Origin of the sequence: Neobacillus sp. YIM B06451 (genome assembly GCF_032667185.1) — a bacterium.
GTDB lineage: Bacteria > Bacillota > Bacilli > Bacillales > Cytobacillaceae > Bacillus_D.
Genome location: NZ_JAVFKJ010000010.1, coordinates 1 through 21,790 on the forward strand (window position 1 = coordinate 1; position 21,790 = coordinate 21,790).

At 42.1% G+C, this 21,790-nt stretch carries 16 protein-coding genes; 9 read left to right on the forward strand and 7 right to left on the reverse strand.

The genetic code is table 11. The features are described from left to right. From fosB to RB160_RS15700, 3 genes are all read right to left on the reverse strand, one after another. Nucleotides 1-366, reverse strand: a 366-nt coding sequence (gene fosB / locus RB160_RS15690) for a metallothiol transferase FosB (protein WP_316571372.1), incomplete at its 3' end; no start/stop codon positions are given. Nucleotides 367-595: 229 nt separating this feature from the next. Then, on the reverse strand, nt 596-1,735 hold the full coding sequence (locus RB160_RS15695) for a glycosyltransferase family 4 protein (RefSeq protein WP_316571373.1): 1,140 nt from the start codon (nt 1,733-1,735) through the stop codon (nt 596-598). Nucleotides 1,736-1,833: 98 nt separating this feature from the next. Continuing rightward, complete coding sequence (locus tag RB160_RS15700) at nt 1,834-3,171, reverse strand: UDP-glucose dehydrogenase family protein (RefSeq protein WP_316571374.1); 1,338 nt, start codon at nt 3,169-3,171, stop codon at nt 1,834-1,836. A 269-nt stretch (nt 3,172-3,440) separates the two neighbouring features. Between RB160_RS15700 and RB160_RS15705 the strand changes: the two genes are divergently transcribed. After that, nucleotides 3,441-5,126: a choice-of-anchor I family protein gene (locus RB160_RS15705; protein ID WP_316571375.1), complete on the forward strand. Its 1,686-nt coding sequence runs from the start codon at nt 3,441-3,443 to the stop codon at nt 5,124-5,126. Between the two features lie 365 nt (nt 5,127-5,491). Here the strand turns inward: RB160_RS15705 and RB160_RS15710 are convergent, their stop codons facing one another. Genes RB160_RS15710 through RB160_RS15720 form a run of 3 tightly spaced genes read right to left on the reverse strand, consistent with a single transcriptional unit; the run spans nt 5,492 to nt 7,164 of the window. Continuing rightward, nucleotides 5,492-6,295, reverse strand: coding sequence for a DUF4097 family beta strand repeat-containing protein (locus RB160_RS15710; protein ID WP_316571376.1), 804 nt, complete (start codon nt 6,293-6,295; stop codon nt 5,492-5,494). Next, nucleotides 6,282-6,848, reverse strand: coding sequence for a DUF1700 domain-containing protein (locus RB160_RS15715; RefSeq protein WP_316571496.1), 567 nt, complete (start codon nt 6,846-6,848; stop codon nt 6,282-6,284). Before RB160_RS15715 ends, RB160_RS15710 begins: the two co-directional genes overlap by 14 nt. Beyond that, nucleotides 6,841-7,164, reverse strand: a complete 324-nt coding sequence (locus RB160_RS15720; RefSeq protein ID WP_316571377.1) for a PadR family transcriptional regulator — start codon at nt 7,162-7,164, stop codon at nt 6,841-6,843. The genes RB160_RS15715 and RB160_RS15720 overlap by 8 nt, the downstream gene beginning before the upstream one ends. A gap of 445 nt (nt 7,165-7,609) precedes the next feature. Here RB160_RS15720 and RB160_RS15725 point away from each other — a divergent pair, with 445 nt between their 5' ends. The 4 genes from RB160_RS15725 to RB160_RS15740 all read left to right on the forward strand — a co-directional run bounded on the left by RB160_RS15725 (nt 7,610) and on the right by RB160_RS15740 (nt 14,409). Beyond that, nucleotides 7,610-8,347 (forward strand): SDR family NAD(P)-dependent oxidoreductase, encoded by a 738-nt coding sequence (locus RB160_RS15725; protein WP_316571378.1) that lies wholly within the window; start codon nt 7,610-7,612, stop codon nt 8,345-8,347. A gap of 84 nt (nt 8,348-8,431) precedes the next feature. Continuing rightward, complete coding sequence (locus RB160_RS15730; RefSeq protein WP_316571379.1) at nt 8,432-9,382, forward strand: zinc-binding dehydrogenase; 951 nt, start codon at nt 8,432-8,434, stop codon at nt 9,380-9,382. Between the two features lie 359 nt (nt 9,383-9,741). Beyond that, nucleotides 9,742-12,774 carry an efflux RND transporter permease subunit gene (locus RB160_RS15735; RefSeq protein WP_316571380.1) on the forward strand — a complete coding sequence of 1,011 codons (3,033 nt, stop codon included), beginning with the start codon at nt 9,742-9,744 and terminating at the stop codon, nt 12,772-12,774. 366 nt (nt 12,775-13,140) lie between these two features. Further along, a complete protein-coding gene (locus tag RB160_RS15740; protein WP_316571381.1) occupies nt 13,141-14,409 on the forward strand; it encodes an OFA family MFS transporter in 1,269 nt (422 codons plus the stop codon). Nucleotides 14,410-14,501: 92 nt separating this feature from the next. Here RB160_RS15740 and RB160_RS15745 read toward each other — a convergent pair whose 3' ends face one another. Next, nucleotides 14,502-15,572, reverse strand: a complete 1,071-nt coding sequence (locus RB160_RS15745; protein WP_316571382.1) for a sulfite oxidase — start codon at nt 15,570-15,572, stop codon at nt 14,502-14,504. Nucleotides 15,573-15,891: 319 nt separating this feature from the next. Here RB160_RS15745 and RB160_RS15750 point away from each other — a divergent pair, with 319 nt between their 5' ends. The 4 genes from RB160_RS15750 to RB160_RS15765 all read left to right on the forward strand — a co-directional run bounded on the left by RB160_RS15750 (nt 15,892) and on the right by RB160_RS15765 (nt 21,763). Beyond that, entirely contained in the window at nt 15,892-16,110 is a 219-nt protein-coding gene (locus RB160_RS15750) for a heterocycloanthracin/sonorensin family bacteriocin (protein WP_316571497.1), read from the forward strand. Nucleotides 16,111-16,253: 143 nt separating this feature from the next. After that, nucleotides 16,254-18,230, forward strand: a complete 1,977-nt coding sequence (locus tag RB160_RS15755; RefSeq protein WP_316571383.1) for a putative thiazole-containing bacteriocin maturation protein — start codon at nt 16,254-16,256, stop codon at nt 18,228-18,230. Continuing rightward, nucleotides 18,215-20,155, forward strand: coding sequence for a TOMM precursor leader peptide-binding protein (locus tag RB160_RS15760; RefSeq protein ID WP_316571384.1), 1,941 nt, complete (start codon nt 18,215-18,217; stop codon nt 20,153-20,155). The genes RB160_RS15755 and RB160_RS15760 overlap by 16 nt, the downstream gene beginning before the upstream one ends. Before the next feature lie 24 nt (nt 20,156-20,179). Further along, nucleotides 20,180-21,763: a SagB family peptide dehydrogenase gene (locus tag RB160_RS15765; RefSeq protein ID WP_316571385.1), complete on the forward strand. Its 1,584-nt coding sequence runs from the start codon at nt 20,180-20,182 to the stop codon at nt 21,761-21,763. Nucleotides 21,764-21,790 lie beyond the last annotated feature (27 nt).

Genomic DNA, 21,790 nt, shown 5'->3' on the forward strand with positions numbered 1-21,790 from the left:
TAGCGTCCCTGTATGGAACTCAAACTTATGCCCATCCGGGTCAACGAAATACACCGACCGGTTATCCCGCTCATCCCGCTCCCGGCCAGGTAGAATCTCCACACCCAGCCGCCTCAGCCGCTCAACCATCCCATCAAACTCCGCCTCATCCACCGAAAACGCCACATGCGTATAGGACGCCCGAATTTCATTCCGCGGAACATCCTTCTCCACATTCAGCGCCAGCCACATCCCCGCCAGGTCGAAATACGCCGTACTCCGCCCCTTCACCAGCAGCCTCGCCCCGAGCGCATCCTGATAAAATGCCACCGACCTCTCCAAATCGCTCACCGAAAACAAAAAATGATTCAACCCCTTGATAGCCAAACCCCTCAACCCCCAAGCCCTTTTATGTAAAAAGCCAGCTCTTCGGCTGGCGCCAACGCCATTAATTTGCACCCACCAGTTTGTATCTACGCTCCAATGCCAGCACTCAACAATTAGACGGGCAACGCGCATCGTTCGTTACCTTTTCCGGAGGAGCTGCGCTGATGTCAAACGCAGAAAAAAATACCGAATCAATACGATTCGGATACAAGTATGTACTCATAAATAGTTATGCATATTTTATTTGTTCTCCCGTTTCGGTTACATCCTTATAGGACCAGACAAGTGACTCTAGTATATTGTCCCATTTTTGTGTAAGGGCAAAGCTTCTTCCTTCCCGTCCCATACTTTGAAGAAGGGAAGGGTTATAAATCAATTTTATTAGTGCTTCTTTGAAGCTTTCAGGGTTGCCTGGCTCGCATAAAAATCCAGTTACCCCATTCTTGACGAGGTGTTTGACCCCTCCTGAATTCGCGCACACAACAGGCGTCCCGCTTGCCAGTGCCTCGAGTACGACATTTCCGAACGTTTCAGTTGGGGAAGGAAAAACAAAGACATCTGAAATGGAATACACCTCAGCCAGCTTTTCCCCTTTTAAATAGCCGGTAAAAACCATATTATCAGGAGCCATTGCTTCTAGTTCTTCCCTTATTGGACCGTCACCGACAATGACCCATTGGACCTGTTGCTTGATGCGTTCCGGCAGGGTTGCTGCTACATTCATCAGGGTGTTGAGATCCTTCTCTGGTGCAAGCCGCCCGGCATAAGTAAAAAGCAATTTATTCCCGGCATTATACCGCATCCGGCCCGAAAGTTTATTATAGTCCGGGTGGTAGAGATTGCAATCAACCCCCCGTCCCCACAGTTCCAGATTTGAGAAACCGTGCCGCTGCAGTTGGTTCAGTGTTTCTGTTGACGGGACATATATTTTCTGGAACGGCTTATTGAACCAGGCCATATACTTCCATAAATACTTTGATAAAAATTGAAGGTTGTAATACTTTAAATACTTATCAAAGTCAGTATGATATGAACCAACTAAAGGGATATTCAGCTTTTTTGCAAAATAAGAACCGCATAGCCCAATATTGAATGGCGTGGCAACATGGATTAAGTCAGGTGAAAAACGTTCGAGTTCTGCCTTTACTTGATTAAGATTTGGAAATGCCAGCCGGCACTCAGGATATAGAAATACTGAAAGGCTGGTAAACTGATGAAGATTGTCCGCAACATATTCAGTTGGAGTTTTTGGCGCAAAAATTTTGCAGGAAATATTGTGTTCTTCCAAATAATCGGCAAGGCGCTTCAGTGTGCGAGCAACACCATTCACATCCGGATAATAGGTGTCCGTAAAAATGGCGATTTTCATACTGACCTCCTGGCAAAAATGAATTAGGATACTCAACAATATAAGTCAAACAGAGGGTCACAGCAGTGGAATGAAACCTAGACTAGGCATAAAAATCCTCAGGATCTGGAGACAGGAATGTTTGAATATCGCCTGATTAGGGCCGGCCTGCCAATTGAAATATAGGTGATTGGCTCAACGATCATTTTTTCTAGCGGAAAGCAATTACGGCCATCAATAATGATAGGCTCCTTCATATAAGTAGAAAATACAGATGGCGGCAGGTGTTTGAATTGGTCCCAATCAGTCGCGATAATCGCTGTTTCAGCATCCGTTAATGCCTGGGTGATATCCATGGCATAATCGATTGTATCTCCGAAATACCTTTTGGCATTCGGAATGGCAGCAGGGTCATAGGCAACCACTTTTGCTCCTTCATCCAGCAGCTCCTGGATAATCCTGATTGAAGCGGACTCCCTTATGTCATCTGTATCAGGTTTATAAGCAAGACCAAGTAAGGTAACCTTTTTTCCTGCGAGTGATCCAGCTGCCATTTTTGCTTTTGTTACAGGGAGTGAATGTTGTTTGTTGTTTACTTCGATTACTGATTTAAGAAGGTTGAATGGATGCTCGACATTTCCAGCGAGTTTGAGCAGGGCTTTCGTGTCTTTAGGGAAGCAGGAACCGCCATACCCAATCCCGGCACGAAGGAAGTGTGGACCTATTCTGCTGTCCATACCGATTCCATTGGCTACTTCGTCTATATTCGCGTTGACCTTTTCGCATAGAGCCGCTATTTCGTTAATAAAACTTATCTTTGTTGCAAGAAAGGCGTTGGATGCGTATTTAATCATTTCGGCACTATTTCGGTCGGTTTTTACAATAGGCATAGATAAGGTATGAAAGAGGTCTTCAAGAACAGCCGTTGGTTCGTTGCTGTCGGACCCTATGATTATCCGGTCACCATTAAAGAAGTCGAAAATGGCAGAGCCCTCACGAAGGAATTCTGGCAGTGAAACCACATGTACATGAACCGGAGGTGGCTTTAACCGCAGAATGATTTCCTCGATTTTCGCATTCGTGCCGACTGGGACGGTGCTCCTCGTACAAATGATTGCATCCTTTTCGAGATGTGCTGCAATTGTATATGAAACTGAATAAACAGAATCTAAATTTGCTGATCCATCCTTGTTTTCAGGTGTGCCGACAGCGATGAAAATGAGGTCGGCATCTGAATAGGCTTCTTGCGGGCTCGTCGTAAAATGGAGTCTGCCGGTTTTTCTGTTTTTCTTGAGAAGACCTTCAAGACCAGGCTCATAAATGGTGGAAATCCCTTTTTGCAGAGTGTTAATTTTTTTTTCATCCGTATCGATGCAAACGACTTGGTGTCCCATTTCCGCAAGGCAAACTCCATTTACAAGTCCAACATACCCAGTTCCAGCAACCGTGATTTTCATTCAATCCCTCCCGAAAAGTATTCTTGCTTATTTCCTTTCTATTAGATATATATCCATTCTTTCTTGAGACCTCGTAAAGGGAATGTAAAAATTCTGTAAGATTTTTCTAGATAAGTTCACAAGTTTCAAATATATAAAACAATTACAACTCTAAACGCGAATTTACTCAATATTTGTAGTATCAACACTGAATATTTACGAGTAGTTAATATTGTTTTAGCAGTTTTTCTGTATTGTAAAAAGCATGCTAATTAAAAATGGAGGTATTGATGGTGAAAGGCAATCAGAAGTTCAACGTATTTAGCAAGGTAATGCTGGCTGGCAGCATGCTGCTTTTAAACAGCCAAATGAATGTGCACAATGTAAGTGCGGAAACTCGATTTCCAACTTCAATGGAAGTTAAAAAAATCGCAGGCTATAGCATGGGGATGACGAACGAAGATGGAGGCGTCGCCGAAATCGTTAAATACAATGCCGACAATAAAAAGTTCTATGCAATAAACGGCCATGGGCAAACAATTGATATTGTCAGTCTGAAAAAGTTGAAAAAATCCTCTGGTGAAGTGCAGCAGCTTCAAAAGGAAAAATCGATTAACATTGCAGATGCAGTAAACACAGATCAATTTACATACGGCGATGTAACGAGCATTGACATTGACACAAAACGAAATGTGGTAGTGGCAGCGGTTCAGGAAGCAGATTATACGAAAAACGGAAAGATTATCGTAATGAACTATGATGGGAAAATCCTTAAGACATACGATGCAGGTGTCCAGCCTGATATGGTTAAACTGACGGATAATGGGAAGTATATTTTATCTGCTGATGAAGGAGAGCCGCGTGCCGGGCTTGAACAAGAGGATCCAGAAGGGTCAGTTACCATTGTTGAAGTGAATACTGGGAAAGTAACCAAAGTGAAATTCAATGATCAGGCCGTTATTGATGACGATGTGCATATCCGCAACAGTGGAACGAAAGCGGATTCTGTAAAAGATTTTGAACCTGAATACATTGCAGTTTCCAAAGATGGTAAAAAAGCATATGTAACCCTTCAGGAAAATAATGCAATTGCAACGATTGATATTAAGGCAGGCAAGGTACTTTCTGTAAAATCACTTGGCTATAAAGATCATTCCATTCCGGGTAATGAACTTGACGCAGCAAGAAATGGTAAAATCGAACTCGAAAGGCTGCCTATATTGGGTGCGTATATGCCAGATTCGGTTGCATACGTAAAAATTGGCGGTGTTGATTATCTAGTTACCGCCAATGAAGGGGATGCTACGGAGTGGCCTGAAGATGATTCCACTTTTATCAATGTAGCCGATTTTAAAGATGTAAAGGATACAATTGAGCTTGATCCAAGCATATTCAAAGGCATGTCGGCTGCGGAAGCACAGGCAGCTTTTGATAAAATGAAAAATTCAGCTGGCTATCAGAAACTTGAAGTATTGACCGACCGTGGAAATGATGCGATTTACACATTGGGTGGACGTTCCTTCTCGATTTGGAAAGCCGATACAATGGAACTTGTCTATGACAGCGGCAGTGATTTTGAAACAATCACCTCACAGCGCTTCCCGGATGTATTTAACTGGTCCAACGATGATGATGAGTTTGAAAAGCGCAGTACGAAAAAAGGCCCTGAGCCTGAAGATGTCAAAATCGGAAAGATTGGCAAAGACGTCTATGCATTTGTCGGGCTTGAGAGAATTGGCGGAGTGATGGCCTATAACATTTCAAACCCGGAAAAAGCCCAGTTTGCCAATTATTTTAACAGCAGGGATTTTTCAAAGGCAATTGCTGGTGATGTATCCCCGGAAGGACTTGAATTCATTGATGCAAACTCGAGTCCTACGAAAAAACCTCTTGTCCTGGTAGGAAACGAGGTTAGTGGAACCGTTACTGTGAATGAAATTCAAATTGAAAAATCACATCCTACTAAACGGAAGTAAGAATAATACTTAAAAAACCCTATCCGCAACTGAGCTGGATAGGGTTTTCGATTATATTCACTGATCATAATCCCGACATTCTATGAATTGTTCCACTAGAAAAAAACAAAGAGATACAATCCAGTCCTGTGTCCGTTGAATTAAACGTGACATAAAGCTCCGACTTACGGTGAAACAGAACATAGCAGTGAAGCAGCCTCTCAACCTGGGCTGCTTTTTTTAAGTTCATTGCAGGTCTGGTTAACAGCCAATCTTATGTAAAAAGCCGGCTTTCGCCGGCGCCACGCTCAAATTCAGCATGCAACTATTAGCGGGTAACGCCAACAGTTGGTTACTAGTGTTGAGTTCTTAAAAAACAGTAATTTTTATTTCGTTACTGTAATATCCCCGTTTACAGTTGTTAATTTTATCAAGCTCTTTCCGTTTCCAAACACAGAGTTTCTACTGGAATCGCCCAATATATCAACCTTTCCGTTGACAACTTCTACATCGATTGTGGCATTCGTTGGCTCTTTTACAGTTTGAATTTCGATTTTGCCATTCACATTTTCAAAATCAATGTTGCGGTCTAAATAATCTGTTACAAAAGAGATACTCCCATTTATGACACTCCCGGAAATATCACCTTCAATGTCTTCAAGGAATATTTTGCCGTTATCAGTTCCGACGGTAACTGCAGAGGTTTCCAAACTCCTTAAATCAATTGTTCCATTAATGGTTTTAGCTGATGCATCTTTTATTTTTATCTCTTCTGCTTTTACACTGCCATTGCCAACTTCTACCCTCATTGTGTCGTACAATTTTTTAGGTACATATACCTTTATAGCCAGTGCTGAATCAGAAAATCCGAAGTTGTAGAATTTAAGCTGTTTTTCATTTAGGTTAACAGCGAGTGTGTTTTTGTGAATATCAGCATCAAATGTATATTCTCTATCTTTTTTGGCATTCCCTACTAACTCTACTCTTGTTGTTGAATTGTTTGTAGGGATAATTTCTACTCCTGCGTTATCTGCCTTAATATCAATATTGGCGAAATTTTCATTGTTAAATATTTTTTCTTCTTTGATCGACTCAGAATGATTCTTTGCATCAACGGTCAAAAGACTCCCAGTTATACCGACTAATAAAAGAACTAAAGCAACAATGGATATTTTTTTAATATTGAACATGTTTCATGCCGCCTTTCACAACTCGTACATTGTATTTTAAATAACGGACAAATCCATTCGTTGTTGCACGGGTAGCAAAGAACATTCCGATTAGAATAAATAACCCCAGACCAGCAAGGCCAATCGAAAAGAACAAATCGAAAAGCTCAAAAATTTGTGGATGTATGGCTACATTTATTAATACCAATATCGGCGAAACAACAAATGAAACTCCCGCCATCCAGCCAGCAATTATAACTCCTACCAAAGCAATAAACGGCCCTAACACAATAACAAGGTTGAAAAATCCTAATCCAATGACCGCCCAAACCGCTCGAAAAATATTACCTGCAGTTGCCGTTTCCTCAACTTTTTCAACACGATACGTTGCTACGAACTCTTTAGCAATTTGTTGGGGTGAACCAAGTGAAACTGAAAGTTGTTCCTCAGTCTTTCCTTCTTCTAATCCAATCTCAAAATACTCCTCAATATCTTGTAAAATATCCTGTCTTTCATCGGATGGAAGTCTCCTCAAGGAAGCATTTAGTTCAGCAATAAATTGTTTTTTAGTCACCATTTACACCTTCTTCAATTAGATGATTTACCCCATTTGAGAATTCTTTCCACTCTTGGAGCAGGTCATGGAGATACGCTCTACCGTTATCTGTTAGCTTATAATACTTTCTGGGGGGGCCTTCTGAAGATTCTTTTAAGTATGTTGTAAAGTAGCCTTCTTTTGTTAATCGCCTTAATAGTGGATACGCAGATCCTTCAGATATATCAATCTGTTCGGATATCTTTTGAACAAGTTCATACCCGTAACGATCCTGCTTATCTAGTAATACGAGAACACATAATTCCAGGACACCTTTTTTAAATTGGACATTCACTATTCAATCACACCTCACTCCTTAACATTTCACTACTATTCAATATACAGTACTGGTTTTTAAAAGATACCTTTGTAAAGAAATATATCATACAGTACTATTCAATGCAAGGTACTGAATGATAATTTTTTATAAAAACAAATAAATGTGAAAAAGCCAGACACGGCTGGCGCCCACGCCAATAATTTTGCAACATTAATTTCGAAAGCTACGCCACCAGTTGGTATCTACGATCAACGCCAGCTACTCCCCAATTAGACGAAAAACGCGTTCAGGCCGTTTCTTTTCATAAAAAATGAACATTTAATTGGGAAAATAGTTGACGTTTTTCAAACCCAAGTTATCCAATTTATATATCCTTAATTCAAGACTTTTTAATTGAAAGTATTTTAGGATAGGGCTAAAATAAACTTGTACGTTAGTAAAACATAAAGGGGATGACAGCATGACGAGGTTACAAGATAAAGTAGCAGTCGTAACAGGAGGCGCTTCAGGAATTGGTTACGCTATCGTAGAGAAATTTGTTAAGGAAGGCGCAAAAGTCGTTGCCGGAGATATTACAGAAAACATTTTTGAGCTGGAAAAAACATTTGGTGAAAGTGTAAAAGCTGTAAAAGTAGATGTCTCAAAAGAAGCTGATGTTAAAAATCTAATTGAAACAGCTGTATATACCTTTGGAAAGCTAGATATCCTATGTAACAATGCAGGGATTATTGGAGCCTATGCAAACATAGAAGAATATACGGAGGAACAATGGAATCGAGTGTTAGGCATTAACATAAATGGCCCATTCTTCGGTATTAAACATGCCGTTCCTTATATGAGACAAAACGGTGGTGGATCTATTATCAATACTGTTTCTATTTCATCCCGGCATGCAACACCAGGTTCACCAGCATACGTTACCTCAAAAGGGGCAGTGTTAATGCTGACTCGCCAAGCTGGGCATGATTATGCGCGTGATAACATTCGTGTAAATGGTATTTCACCAGGCGTAGTGAATACGGGTATTTTAAAAGATGTCGACGATGACATGTTGAAAGTATATTCAGAAGCAATCCCAATGGGCAGAATAGGCGAACCGTCGGAACTTGCGAATGTTGTTTGCTTCTTGGCATCAGATGAAGCATCGTATGTTACTGGCCAGACCTACATTGTTGATGGCGGTAAAGATACCATTTAAACCTATAAAAAAATTTTATCCATACCTATCAGAATATAATGAGAAATTCTTTAAGAATACATTAAGTGAAAGAGGGATATAGAAATGAGAGGCTGGGAATTTACAACAACGAACGAACCATTGAGACTGGTAGAGAAATCAGATCCAAAAGCTACAGAAGGCCGCGTATTAATTGAAGTGAAGGCTGCTGGATTATGCCACTCGGATGTTGGGGCATTACGTGATCCAAAATGGTTGAATATCATTGAGTATACACCAATTATTATGGGACATGAAGTTGCTGGCGTTATTAAAGAAGTTGGCCCTGGTGTTACTGGTTATAAGGTTGGCGATCGAGTAGGTGTGTGTCCTGTAAGTAAAGTTGGATTGGGACCCGGTTATGGATACGATGGCGGTTATGCAGATTTAGTGTCTGCCCCTGCCGTTGACTTAGTTCCAATGCCAGAAGGAATTACTTTTGCACAAGCTGCAGCAGGTACAGATGCTGGAATGACTTCTTATCATGCTATGTTCGAAACTGGTGGTGCAAAACCAGGTATGAAGGTCGGGGTCATTGGCATTGGAGGCCTTGGTCAAATTGCAGCACGCGCCGCGGTCGTAAAAGGCATTGAAGTCTATGCAGTGGACGTTAGCCCGAAAGCCCGTGAACTTGCAAAAGAACTTGGTGTGAAAGAAGTCTTTGAAGATGTGAAAGAATTGGCGGATATCGCACCTGATTTAATCGTTGACTATGCTGGATTTGGGACAACGACTGCAGGAGCTATCGACGTCATTGCTCCAGGTGGAACAGTTGTCCTGGTTGGGATGGGTAAATTAGAATCAACAATCAACACCGATCCTCTTATTCTAAAGGCTGCAACGTTAAAAGGTAGTGTTGGCGGTAATGTGAATGATATCGCAGAAGTGTACAAGCTAATGGCGTCTGGTGATATTAATCCTACCATTTCAGAAATAACATTTGATGAAATTTGGGAAGGCCTTCAAAAATTAGAACGCCATGAAGTAGCAGGAAGACTTGTTTCGATAATGGATTAATTTCATAATATATATGGCTCTCTCAATTTTCATATTGGGAGAGCCATTTTTTTGTGGTGGGTAACTGAATCGGAATTGGGAAACAAATCTTTTTTCCAAATCATACCGTAATTCAGGTGTGCTTACCTAATAAGGTTAAGGCCGTTTTTAATTGAAGGTCTTTTCCTTTCATAAAGAGAACAAGTTCTAAAGATATGTAGTTTACTCTTTCCGTTAAGCCTGAATTCCAGTTGACTTTTTCCTTAAGAAAAAAAGAAGCAATTGTTAAGTTTTGATGTAATTCCCATTTAATAGTGCGAAAGTCATAGATATTAAGTATAATCTTCCTATATTGCAAGAAAAAGAATTGAGGGATGTTTATGACTTGGTTCACAAAATGGGCATTGCGGAATAGGGCTGCGGTTGTTTTTTCCGTCATTGTCTCGATGATTTTCGGCATCTTCAGCTATACGACGATTCCGATGGAGCTTATGCCATCAGCCGACCAGCCTTTTATTACGGTATCGACGGTAGGCAACGGCTTGGATGCCGTCACAATGGATGAACAGGTAACTCAGCCTATTGAAAAAGCAATAACAGGCATCAAAGGGAAACGCAATGTAATCGCTGAAACAGGCAATAACTTTACCCAGATGACGATAACGTTCGAATCTGACACAGATTTAAAAGAAGCAAAGCAACAGATTCAGGAAAACATCTCGATGGTCAACCTGCCAAATGGAGTCATGAAACCATATGTGGTGCTGCTGAATACATCACAGATCCCCATTGTCCAGCTTGGGCTTACCTTTGATAAAGAAATCGAAAACAAAGAAATAAGTCTCGTAGAAAATGAGATTCTTCCCCAGTTCAAGAACATCAAAGGCGTAGGGAATGTCATGACGTACGGAAGAAAGAACCAGCAGGTCATGATTAAGGTTGATCCGGCAAAGCTTGCCGCGGCCCAAATCTCCCTCGAAAAGATGTATACCCTCCTTCAGGGGAAAAATGCTACTGTCGCTATAGGTGAACAAACCTTGGAAAACGAAGCGACGAGCATTATTGTAACCGGAAAAATTGACAGCCTTGCAGATGTGGAGAATCTTCAGTTGAACGCAACCACGAAATTGAAAGATGTGGCTGAAGTATCAATGGAGAAGGATACGAATAGTATTACGCATATGAATGGAAAGAATTACATTCATCTCATTATCCAAAAGGATTCAACGGGTAATGCGGTCACCGTTGGCAAGCAGGTAGAAGAAGTTGTTAAGAAGATCAATAAGGACTATAAAGGAAGTTTCAACGCAACGGTCTTCTTAAATTTAGGAAACACGGTACTAGATTCAATCAATGCGATGACAAGGGAAGTACTAATGGGTGCCTTATTTGCGACCTTGATTATCTGGCTGTTCCTGAAAAGCTTCCGGATGACCCTCATTACCATTGTCAGTATCCCGCTTTCGCTGTGTATCACGATGATTTTGCTTTCTTTCTTAGGGGTTACGTTGAACATCCTGACGTTAGGCGGGATCGCAGTATCGGTCGGACGGCTCGTCGATGACAGTATCGTTGTAGTTGAAAACATTTACCGGCGGAAAAAAGAGAAAGTTCTCACTCCTGCCTTTATTGTGGACTCAGTGAAAGAGGTTTCGGCCGCTGTTACATCATCGACTCTCACGACGGTAGCAGTATTCCTGCCAATGATGCTTGCTTCCGGTAGTTTAAGAGATTTAATCGCACCGTTTGCGATTACCATTACGTGTTCACTCCTTGCATCCTTGCTCGTATCTCTAACCGTCGTGCCGATGCTCAGCCAGCGAATGATGAAAAAGGTGAAGATAAAAGAACACAAAAATGGTTCGTTTTATCCTAAAGTACTGCGTTGGTCACTGAATCATAAATGGCTTCCAATTTTACTATCCGTTGTCGTAATCATCAGCTCAATCGGATTGTTTGCGGCGATGCCAAAAGGCTCCGTCGACCAAAAGGATAGCGCCTATCTTTCCATTTGGCTTCGCTATCAAAATGGAACCGAATTCAAGGAAATCGAAAATGGGATAAAGAGAATGGAAAACCTTCTTTCCGAACACAAAGACGTCGGAAACTACATTGTCCTGGCCGGGACGAATGCCGATGCTGCCCAGTTTGGCGAGCTTCAGGATCCAAACCAGGCCCAGTTCATGGCGTTCGTGAAAGAAGGGACAGATTCTGCTAAATTGGTTCGGAAACTGAGGAACGAAAAAGGTCAATTCCCTGGAGCGGAGTTAACCGCCAATACAGCAGGGCTGATGGGTGAGAATAAAACGACCGTTTCCGTGGATGTCATCGGAAACAATGAAGATGACATTAACCGGGCAGCGGATAAGGTCAAGAAAACATTCGAAGGCATTGACGGTGTCAAAAAAGTAGAAACGAATGAAGAAGACCAAAAGCCGACCGTGACAGTAACGGTAAACCCAACCGTCGCGAATGCCCAACAAATTTCCCAATCAATCCGGGGTATGATCGAGCCCGCAGTAATCGGCACTGTTGAAATCGATGGCCGAAGCACGCTTGTAAAGCTTGGAGCCCTACAGGAAATCAAAAGTGCGGACGATTTGAATAATCTTCAATTGATGACATCAGAAGGACCAGTTGCTTTGTCAAGCATCGCAACGATTAAGGAGTCAAACGAACCGGGCACCATTTATTCAAAAGATGGGCATCATTACCTTCAAGTTAATGCTGTTGTCGATCCGAAGAAAATGGTCGATGTTGCCGGGGAAATTAATAAACAATTGGCAGTCTGGAAAAAAGACAATACATTCGGAGTTGGAACGAGCGCTGAAATCACCGGCGCAGCCATGCAGTCATCCGATGATTTAACAGAGCTTGCGAAACTTGCTCTATTCTCGATCGGAATCGTGTTTATCATCCTACTCGTCACGTTAAAATCATTCCGTGCGAGCATTGCGATTCTACTGTCTTTGCCACTTGCGGCAATTGGATCCCTCTTAGGGCTTGTCGTATCAAAATCGAGCATTGATATTTCATCCGGAATCGGCATGCTCATGCTTGTCGGAATCGTCGTGACGAATGCAATCGTGCTTGTCGACCGGATCCGCCATAACGAAGAGACCATGACTATCAGGGAAGCAATCATGGAAGCAGGAACTGTGCGATTACGGCCAATCTTGATGACCGCCCTTGCCACCGTATTTGCAATGGTACCGCTCTTGTTCGCGCATCAATCCGCGATGAGCATGAATCTTGTTTCAAAAGGGCTTGCAGTTGTCGTTATTTTCGGACTGCTCGTGTCTACGTTCCTGACACTGATCGTAATCCCGACATTCTATGAACTGTTCCATTTTAAAAAGGCAAAAAAACAAAGACAGCTATCCAGTCCTGTGTCCAGTGAACTAAACGTCTAAAACACCAACTTATGGTGAAATAGAACATAGCAGTGAAGCAGCCTATCAACCTGGGCTGCTTCTTTTGTGAGTGTAAGTCTAGAAACAGTCTAATTAGCGATTAGGCTGTTTTTTTATGCCTTTGTAAGGGGGATTTTCTGTTATTTATTTTCGTTTTCTTGGTGATACGGATAAATTTAATTATTTAAATATAATAATTTATGTTTATTTATGTTTAAAGATGATATATAATCGTTCGTAAATGATAAACATTTAGCCTGAGTTTTTATGAAAATGAAATATTTTTCGGGTTAAAATCGAACATATATATTTATATGTAAATAAATGTTCGTAATTTAGGTTAAATTAAAATGGAGGGGTAGTTATATGAACAAGTTTGAAAATAAGTGGATCCGAGCTGTACTACCAGCTCTGTTGATTCACTGTAGTATCGGAACAGTTTACTGTTGGTCATTGTTTAAGGGCGATATTGCCTCTTATATTGGGAAACCAGTAAGTGAAGTGGAATGGGCATTTAGTATCGCCATTTTTGTTCTAGGTATGTCTGCGGCGTTTGGTGGGAAATTTGTTGAAAAAGACATTCATAAGTCGTCCTTGCTTGCGGCCATCTTTTTTGTTGCCGGCATGGCGGGAACAGGTTTCTTTATCTATCAAAAGTCATTGATTGGTATTTATGTTTCTTATGGGATTGTGATGGGAATTGGACTGGGAATCGGTTATTTAACACCAGTAAAAACATTGATGCTTTGGTTCAAGGAGCAAAAAGGGTTAGCCACAGGCCTTGCTGTTGCAGGCTTTGGCTTGGCGAAGGTCATTGCAAGTCCTTTAATGGAAATGCTGCTTGGAGAAAGAAACAATGAAGGAATATTAGTAAATCCCACAAATATCTATACGATGTTTTATATTTTGGCAGGCATCTATTTAGTGATGATGGTTGCTGGCCACTTAGCTTTAAAAAAACCAGTAGGTTATGAAGAAGAAAGTGCTCAAAGTATGAGCTTTAGTTATCGAAAAGCGTTAACGAATAAAACATTTATCGGTATTTGGTTGATGTTCTACATTAATATTACATGTGGATTAGCTTTGATTGCGCAGGAAAAAGGCATTTTGGCATTCATCGGATTTGGCGCGATTGGCTTGGTTAGTTCGCTAACAGCTATCTTCAATGCAGGTGGACGAATCATGTTCTCTTCATGGGGAGACCGTTTAAAAGACCGCAACTCTATCTATAAAATTATTTTTATTTCATCGATTTCAGTTATCCTACTGACCGTTGTATTTGATGGTATCAATAACTCTTTCGCAATCCTGATTATCGCCTTGCTTTGTATCGTGAATGCAGGGTACGGTGGTGGATTTTCATCCTTGCCGCCACTATTATCTGACCGCTTTGGTTTAAATAGTATTTCAACTGTGCATGGATTAGCCTTATCTGCCTGGGCATTGGCAGGGCTGACAGGCAATCAGCTTAGCGCATATGTTCTCGAAAAGACACAATCCTATGACATGGTTTTATATGTCATAATGGCTTTGTTCACCATAGCCACGTTAATTAGCATATTCCTCGTTAAACCTGAAAAAGTAAACGTTGAAAGGGAAGAATTCAATAGGAAAGAAGAAATCGCAATCGGATAAGTCGTTATTAGCAAAAGGAAAAGGGATGCCGTGATATTGAAGGCATCCCTTTTACGATGATTGTTATTAAATCCAGAAATCAACTTCTCCCATTATTCCACCTTGACCTTGATTTGATCAATCGCATTATATCCGTAACCCTTTCTATTCCAAAAAGGGTCAGCCGGTTGGGTACGGCCAGTGGAATCTGTCGCTTTTGACAGTATCACATATTCACCTTTCTTCGGTACAGACCATTCATAAGACCAGCGTTGCCAGCCATAACCTTCTTGTCTAACTGGCTCCAATGTAGTAAGCAGCCAAGTGCTCCCTCTGTCTACACTTATCTCTACCTTTGAAATGAACCCATTACCTGTCCAGGCAATCCCTTTAATCAGATGCTTGCCGGTATTTAGAATTTCCATATGCAAAGGCTTTTGAATCGTCGAGTTCACATTTATTGACGTAACCGGAAAGGCGTCTTGATTAGTTTCTTTATTTGGGTAATACACATAATCAATTGTTTGGAAGGGACCTTTAAAAGTAGAATCGATCACACGTATTTGCTTGATCCATTTAACGGATGCCATTGCATACCACTGTGGAACAATTAATCTCAGTGGATAACCATGCTTAAACGGAATCGGCCGGCCGTTATACTCATATGCAATTAGGGTGTCAGGGTGAAGTGCCTTCTCGATCGGCAAACTCCTGGCATAGGAGAAAATCTTATTTAAATCGGTTCGTTCGCCAAAATCATATCCTTCCACTACAACTTCTTTTGCCCCTTCACTTATCCCTGAACGTTCAAGCAGGGTCCGTAATGGAACGCCCCTCCAATAGCCTTGGCTAATCGCTCCCTTTTCCCATTGTTCCCCGAATACTTTAGGTTCGAAAAAGCGGCGTTTATCCCCTGAACATTCCAATACAACTTGAATTGTTTTTGAAGGCAATTGAAGAATCTCCTGCTTGGACAGTAGAAGCGGTTTCGATACGATTCCATTAATCGGGAGCCAATAATTTGAATAAGAAAGAGCTGGATAAGAAAAGTGGTTCCGCCTATAAAATAACTTATCCGGTGTAATGGCAGGATCGATAAATTGGATAGGTGTCTCCTGATTTTCCGGAAACAAACTACGCGTCAGTAAGTATGGCTTCACTTTAGGGTGGTTTGAATGGTTCATAAGTTCCTCCTAATTAGATAGGTTCATAATGTATGTTTATGAACGATGGGTTCTAATTATAAAGCAAGGAAGGGCTTTTGAATTTTTAGGAAGCAAGGAATTAGGCGTTCTAAATCTATTTTAGGCTCTTACACCAGTAACAGCTGCCTAAAAGGAATCATACTTTGTTCTTGAGAGTACTCGAATCAATCTGATGGATTTAATGCCCAATCTGATGATAACTGCATTCAACTCTCACGTCAGGTATCGTTAACCTGATAATAAATACAAAGGAGAAGGAAAAATGCATAATTTTCAAAACCAGCTGCAAAGCTTGGAAATGGCCCCGTACCAAGCTGGTGAGTTAACTTACCTGGATCCTTATAGTGAGGATACAAGATTTGGTGGGTTTGGGGGATTTGGTGGGTTTGGAGGTTTTGGGCGCTGCGGAGGTTTTCATCGTTGTTTTGGCTTTAGATGTTTTAGCTGCTTCTTCAGCTGCTTTAACTGTTTCAGCTGTTTTAACTGCTTTAGATGTCATCGTTGTTGGGGATGGTAATTGTCCCTTAAAATATATAGCGTTTTACCCAAAAAAGTGTCCCTGCGAGTTTATGGCAGGGACACTGCTTTTTAGTCAATCATAAGGGACAAATAAAACTACATAGAATGGTAGTGCATAGTTCAGAAGTAAGGAGGAGCGGAATGGTAAAACTTAACTCGTCAACAAGGCTGAAGGTAAAAAGAGATACATTTTATCTGCCTGATCAAGAAGGTGGGGTGTATTTTAGAAATAACGAAAGCTCATTCCGTATGAAAGGTGCAACCATCTATCAGTGGATTGAAACATTGATGCCGATGTTCAACGGGGAGCAAACCTTGGGAGAATTAACAGAGGGACTAACTGTCCCGTATAAGAAGAGAGTTTTTGAGATAGGGGAAACGTTGTACCAGAATGGCTTTGTGCGGGATATAAGTAAGGATCGGCCGCATCAATTAAAACGTACGGTTCTTGAAAAATATTCTTCGCAAATTGAATTTATCGAGAATTTTGTTGATTCTGGTGCGTACCACTTTCAGGAATTCCGTCAGGCAAACGTTCTGGCTATCGGGGCTGGCCCCATTCTAGTTTCGTTGGCGAGCGCATTACTTGAATCGGGACTTCCTAAATTCGATTTAATGGTAACGGAAGCCATACCTACAAATCGACTGCGGATTGATGAGCTTGTGCGGAATGCCCGCGAAGCAGACTCGGAGGTGGGGATTAAGGAGGTCCCATTTGAAAAAGATGGACACAAGAGTTTTTGGAAACAAGCAGTGAGTGACTATGATTGGGTTCTATATGTCTCGCAGGATGGGAATGTAAACGAACTAAGGAATTTGAATGCTGTTTGCAAGGAGGAAAAGAAGGTATTCCTGCCTGCCATATGTTTAGAGCAAGTAGGCCTGGCTGGTCCAGTCGTTCATCCAGAATCAGATGGATGCTGGGAGTCTGCATGGCGCCGCCTTCATCAATCTGCCGTGCAAGCGGATCAGCAACCTGTCAGCTTTTCTTCAACAGCTGGATCGATTTTGGCAAATGTCCTTGTCTTTGAATTTTTCAAAAAGGCTGCAGGAATTTCGAGTATGACTCAAAACAATCAAATTTACCTGCTAAATCTTGAAACATTGGAAGGGAACTGGTTATCGTTCATGGCCCACCCGCTGGTTAACTCAGCAAGTAAAACCCCCGGGCTGTTAGAAGACCTTGATTTTAGAATTGAACATGAACCGAACAGAAATGCTCTGCCTAGTAAGCTATTGGACTATTTTAGCCGGCTGACTTCCGAAGAGATTGGGATTTTCCATTTCTGGGAGGAACGAGATTTAATACAGCTTCCTCTCCCACAGTGTTTTGTTCAAGCAGTTAATCCAATTTCCGAGGGACCGGCAGACCTTCTTCAAGAAGTGATTTGTGCCGGTTTTACACATGAGGAAGCCAAAAGGAATGCCGGGCTGGCCGGCGTTGAAATGTATGTTTCAAAATGGTTCGATTCACAAGCTAAGGGGTTTCACAATCAGAATGGTCATGTTGACCCGGACATTCCAGAGGGTTTTATGGGGATTGGTGCGGGAGAAACAATCGAAGAAGCTGTTTGCCGGGGGCTGCAAAGTTATTTGGATGAAGAAGTAAAAGAAACCACGGAAGATCAACTTGGCACAGTTTTAGTTGTGCAGGAAGGATCAATCGATGATCGTTATTGCAGATATTATTTAAAGGCACTGACAACTTTAAATGGTCCAGCAATGATCGAGTTGAGAGGCGATATTCTGGGCTTCCCTGTCATTCGGGTTACGACAAATGGCCGCTGTTACACAAAGGCAGGTTTAAATCTAACGTGTGCATGTCGAAATGCATTGCAACAAGCACTTTTAGATACGCAAAACCAGTCACATTCAACGGGAAGAGAGAAAAAAGAGCCAGGCTATTTTCTGGACAAAAAGGAATCCAAACTAACCATACCTTCTTGTGATGAAATGACTCAATTAGAGCTGCTGCAATCATCCATTCAGGTTTTAAAAGAAAACGGGATGCGCCTATTTGTTTATGATCTTTCGTTCGAACCTTTTTTAAAGGAGGAAATTGCAGGGGTATTTGGTGTACAGGTTCGGGAGGAGGGATCCTGGTGGCTGCCCAAATAGTAATTGATGGAAAGGGTTTGTTAGCGGATTTTGTCCATAATCGATTATCCGAAAGCTTTTCCATTAAGCGTCAAAGTATAGGAGAAAGCGTACCGGTTGAAACAGAACTGGCGCTGGTTCTCCACGATTCCTGGCATCCATTGGTTCATCAAAAAGCCGAGGAACGATTTAGGGAAGCAGGTATCCCATGGCTTCGGGGTTTCGTTTCGTTTGGTGAAGGAATTATTGGCCCATTCGTCCGGCCTGATACACCGGGATGCTCGTGCTGTGCCGATATCCGGCGGATAACAGGAGGGCCTGATCGCCAAGAAATGTGGGCGTTCCAAGGGAGAATCGCGCCGGAAGAAGGTGCACTGCGGGATGCCTGGGTATCACGGACGGGATTAGCTCACATGGCTGAGTTGATCAGCCATGGCGTGCGGAGGATTCTTCAAGGTGAATCAAGCACCTTAGAGGAAAGAATGTACATCACGAACCTAAAAACGCTTTTGACCTCAAGCCATTTTTTCTTGCCGGATCCAACGTGCCCAATGTGCAGTTCAATCCCCATTGATACATCGGAATTAGCCCAAATCCGGCTGGGATCCAGTCCTAAAATCAATGGGGGCAGTTATCGCAGCCGTTCGATCGATGAATTAAAAACAGCACTCGCCAAAGATTATTTTGATTACCGTACCGGGCTCATGAATGGGAAAATGCAGGATATAAGGTTGCCATTCGCTGATGTCCTAGTGAAAATGCCTCTGTTTGGAGGAGATGAGGGAGTAGCGGGGCGGACGAATTCTTATGAAATCAGTGAGCTGACTGCCATTTTGGAAGGGGTGGAGCGATATTGCGGAATCGAGCCCCGTGGCAAAAAGACAGTCGTCCGTGATTGTTTTAGGAATTTGGAAAATAACGCATTAAACCCTGAAAGTGTAGGCGTTCATGAATCCGAACAATATGAAAAGCACCATTTCCCTTTCAAAAAGTTCAATCCTGACAGCCCGATGGATTGGGTCTGGGGTTACTCATTTTTACAGGAACGGCCGATCCTCGTTCCAGAGTTACTCGCCTATTACAGCTTAAGCTGCGGGGAGGGTTTTGTATATGAAACCTCAAACGGATGCGCAGTAGGCGGGAGTTTGGAGGAAGCCATTTTTCATGCCATCATGGAGGTCGTCGAGCGGGATTCCTTTTTGTTAACTTGGTATGCCAGGCTCCCCATCCCACGGCTTGATCTTCGTTCTGCAAACGATACAGAATTACAGCTGATGGTCGACCGTATCCAAGATGTGGCCGGATATGACCTGTATTTTTACAATTCAACGATGGAACATGGCATTCCAAGTGTTTGGGCCATCGCAAAAAACAAACGATCCAACGGTGTTAACATCATTTGTGCGGCAGGTGCAAACCCTGATCCAATCAAGGCCGTAAAAAGCACGATTTTCGAGCTTGCCGGAATGATGTTCAGGGATGATGAAAAATTAGAGACAAACAGAAAGAATTACGAAAGGATGCTGCATGATCCGTTCGCAGTCCGGACGATGGAGGACCATGGGATGCTCTACGGCCTGAAAGAAGCAGAGGGAAGGTTTGATTTTTTATTGGACGATGATCGGCCTTTACGTACGTTTGCCGAGGAATTTAAAGAGCCACCCGCCAATGCTGATTTAAAGGATGACCTTCAGGATATCCTGCAGAGGTTTCGCCGCTTGAACCTCGATGTAATTGTCGTTGACCAAACTTCGCCAATCATCAAGCGGAATGGATTATTTTGCGTAAAAGTTATTATTCCCGGTATGCTGCCAATGACATTCGGACACCACCTCACTCGCGTAAAAGGCCTTGAAAGAGTGCTTACTGTCCCAATGAAACTAGGTTTTGAGACGAAACCATTAACGTATGAACAGCTTAATCCATTTCCCCATCCATTCCCTTAATGGAAGAGTAGGAGGACAAACGATTTGGAGCTGGAAACATTTCTATACAAATTGCATTTTGACACGGATAAAGTCTTTCCGCCAGATTGGCAGGTAGATTGGGAAGACGCGCCACTTCCCTATAAATTGTACCGTGGCTTACCAGAGATTCAGCTAACCGCAGAAGTGCCCTTAACACTCAAAAAAAGAGAAGGCCATCGAAATCCCAGTCTCGAAGAGCTTGGCCATTTCTTATGGTATGTATACGGTCTAACCCAATTCTCTCAATCTCCTTCTTTACATGATGGGCTTGAGGGGAAAAATGTGAGTTTTACAGAGTCGTTACGAAGATTTGTTCCCTCAGGAGGGGCGTTGTATCCGAATGAATTATATGTGTATGTGAAGATGGATGACGTCCCAAAAGGTATTTATCATTACGATGTAGCCCATCATCGGCTTATTTTGCTGCGGGAAGGCAATTACGATGACTACCTATCCAGAAGCCTTGATAACGATTTTCCTATTTCGGACGCTTTCTGCACCGTTTTTATCTCGACCGTTTTTTGGAAAAACTTTTATAAGTACAATAATTTTTCCTATAGGCTCCAGGGATTGGATGCAGGTGTAATCATTGGGCAAACACTGGAAGTGGCTAATCAGATGGGGTTTTACCCGCGTGTATGCTACCAATTTCTTGATCGGTCTCTTAATCATTTGCTTGGAATATCCGAACAGGAAGAAAGTGTTTATGCGGTGATCCCACTAACGTTGAAACCGTCCACTACTTGTGTTGGCAACGATCAAAAAAGAGAAGAAGCCGTGTCTGCAACTGAACTGAGCCGGGAAGTTCCAGTGTTGAATCATGCTACCTATAATCGTTCAAAGAGAGTCATTGATTATCCGTTGCTAAGAAAACTGAATGAAGCATCGATGTTCGAAACAACTCAGTCCTTTGTAAAAGTAAAGAAAAAGAATGCTGAGACTCCATTAGGTCCGGAGATGTTCTTCCTGCCAGCTAAGGAGCAATTTTCATTTGATTTCGCATCTGCTTGCAGGAACCGGTATTCTCCAGGTATTGATTTTACATTAGGAAAAGTAAGCCAAACACAATTATCTACTTTATTAAATGAGACATTTTCTTTCCTGTATCAAAATGACCTTGACCTTACAGAGGGGCAAATTGAGACTCGTGTTTCTTTATATGGAAGCTTTTATCAAGTAGAGGGAATTCCTGATGGCGCCTATTCTTATGACAATGGCACTCATGCACTTCAGAGCATAACCAAGGGGGATCACCGGGAGTTTTTGCAAGCTGGATTAACGATGCCCTTCGTAAATATGTATCAAGTTCCACTCTGCATGAATGTAGTTGGAGACACGGATCACCTCAAAGAGATATTGGGGGTTAGAGGATACCGTATTCAACTGATGGAAGCGGGCATTCTCGTCCAACGGCTGCTTTTGGTGTCGTGTGCTCTAGGGATGGGAGGGCATGCATTATTGGGATTTGATGCGAATCAAAGTGATGAGCTTTTTAGGATCGAATCGAAAGGAAAAACCTGTTTGATTCAAATTCCCATCGGGCCTACCTATCCCCATGCCTGGTTACAAGGGAGTTTGCGTAGCTAGGAAAAAGAATGGTAACTTTTTTTAACC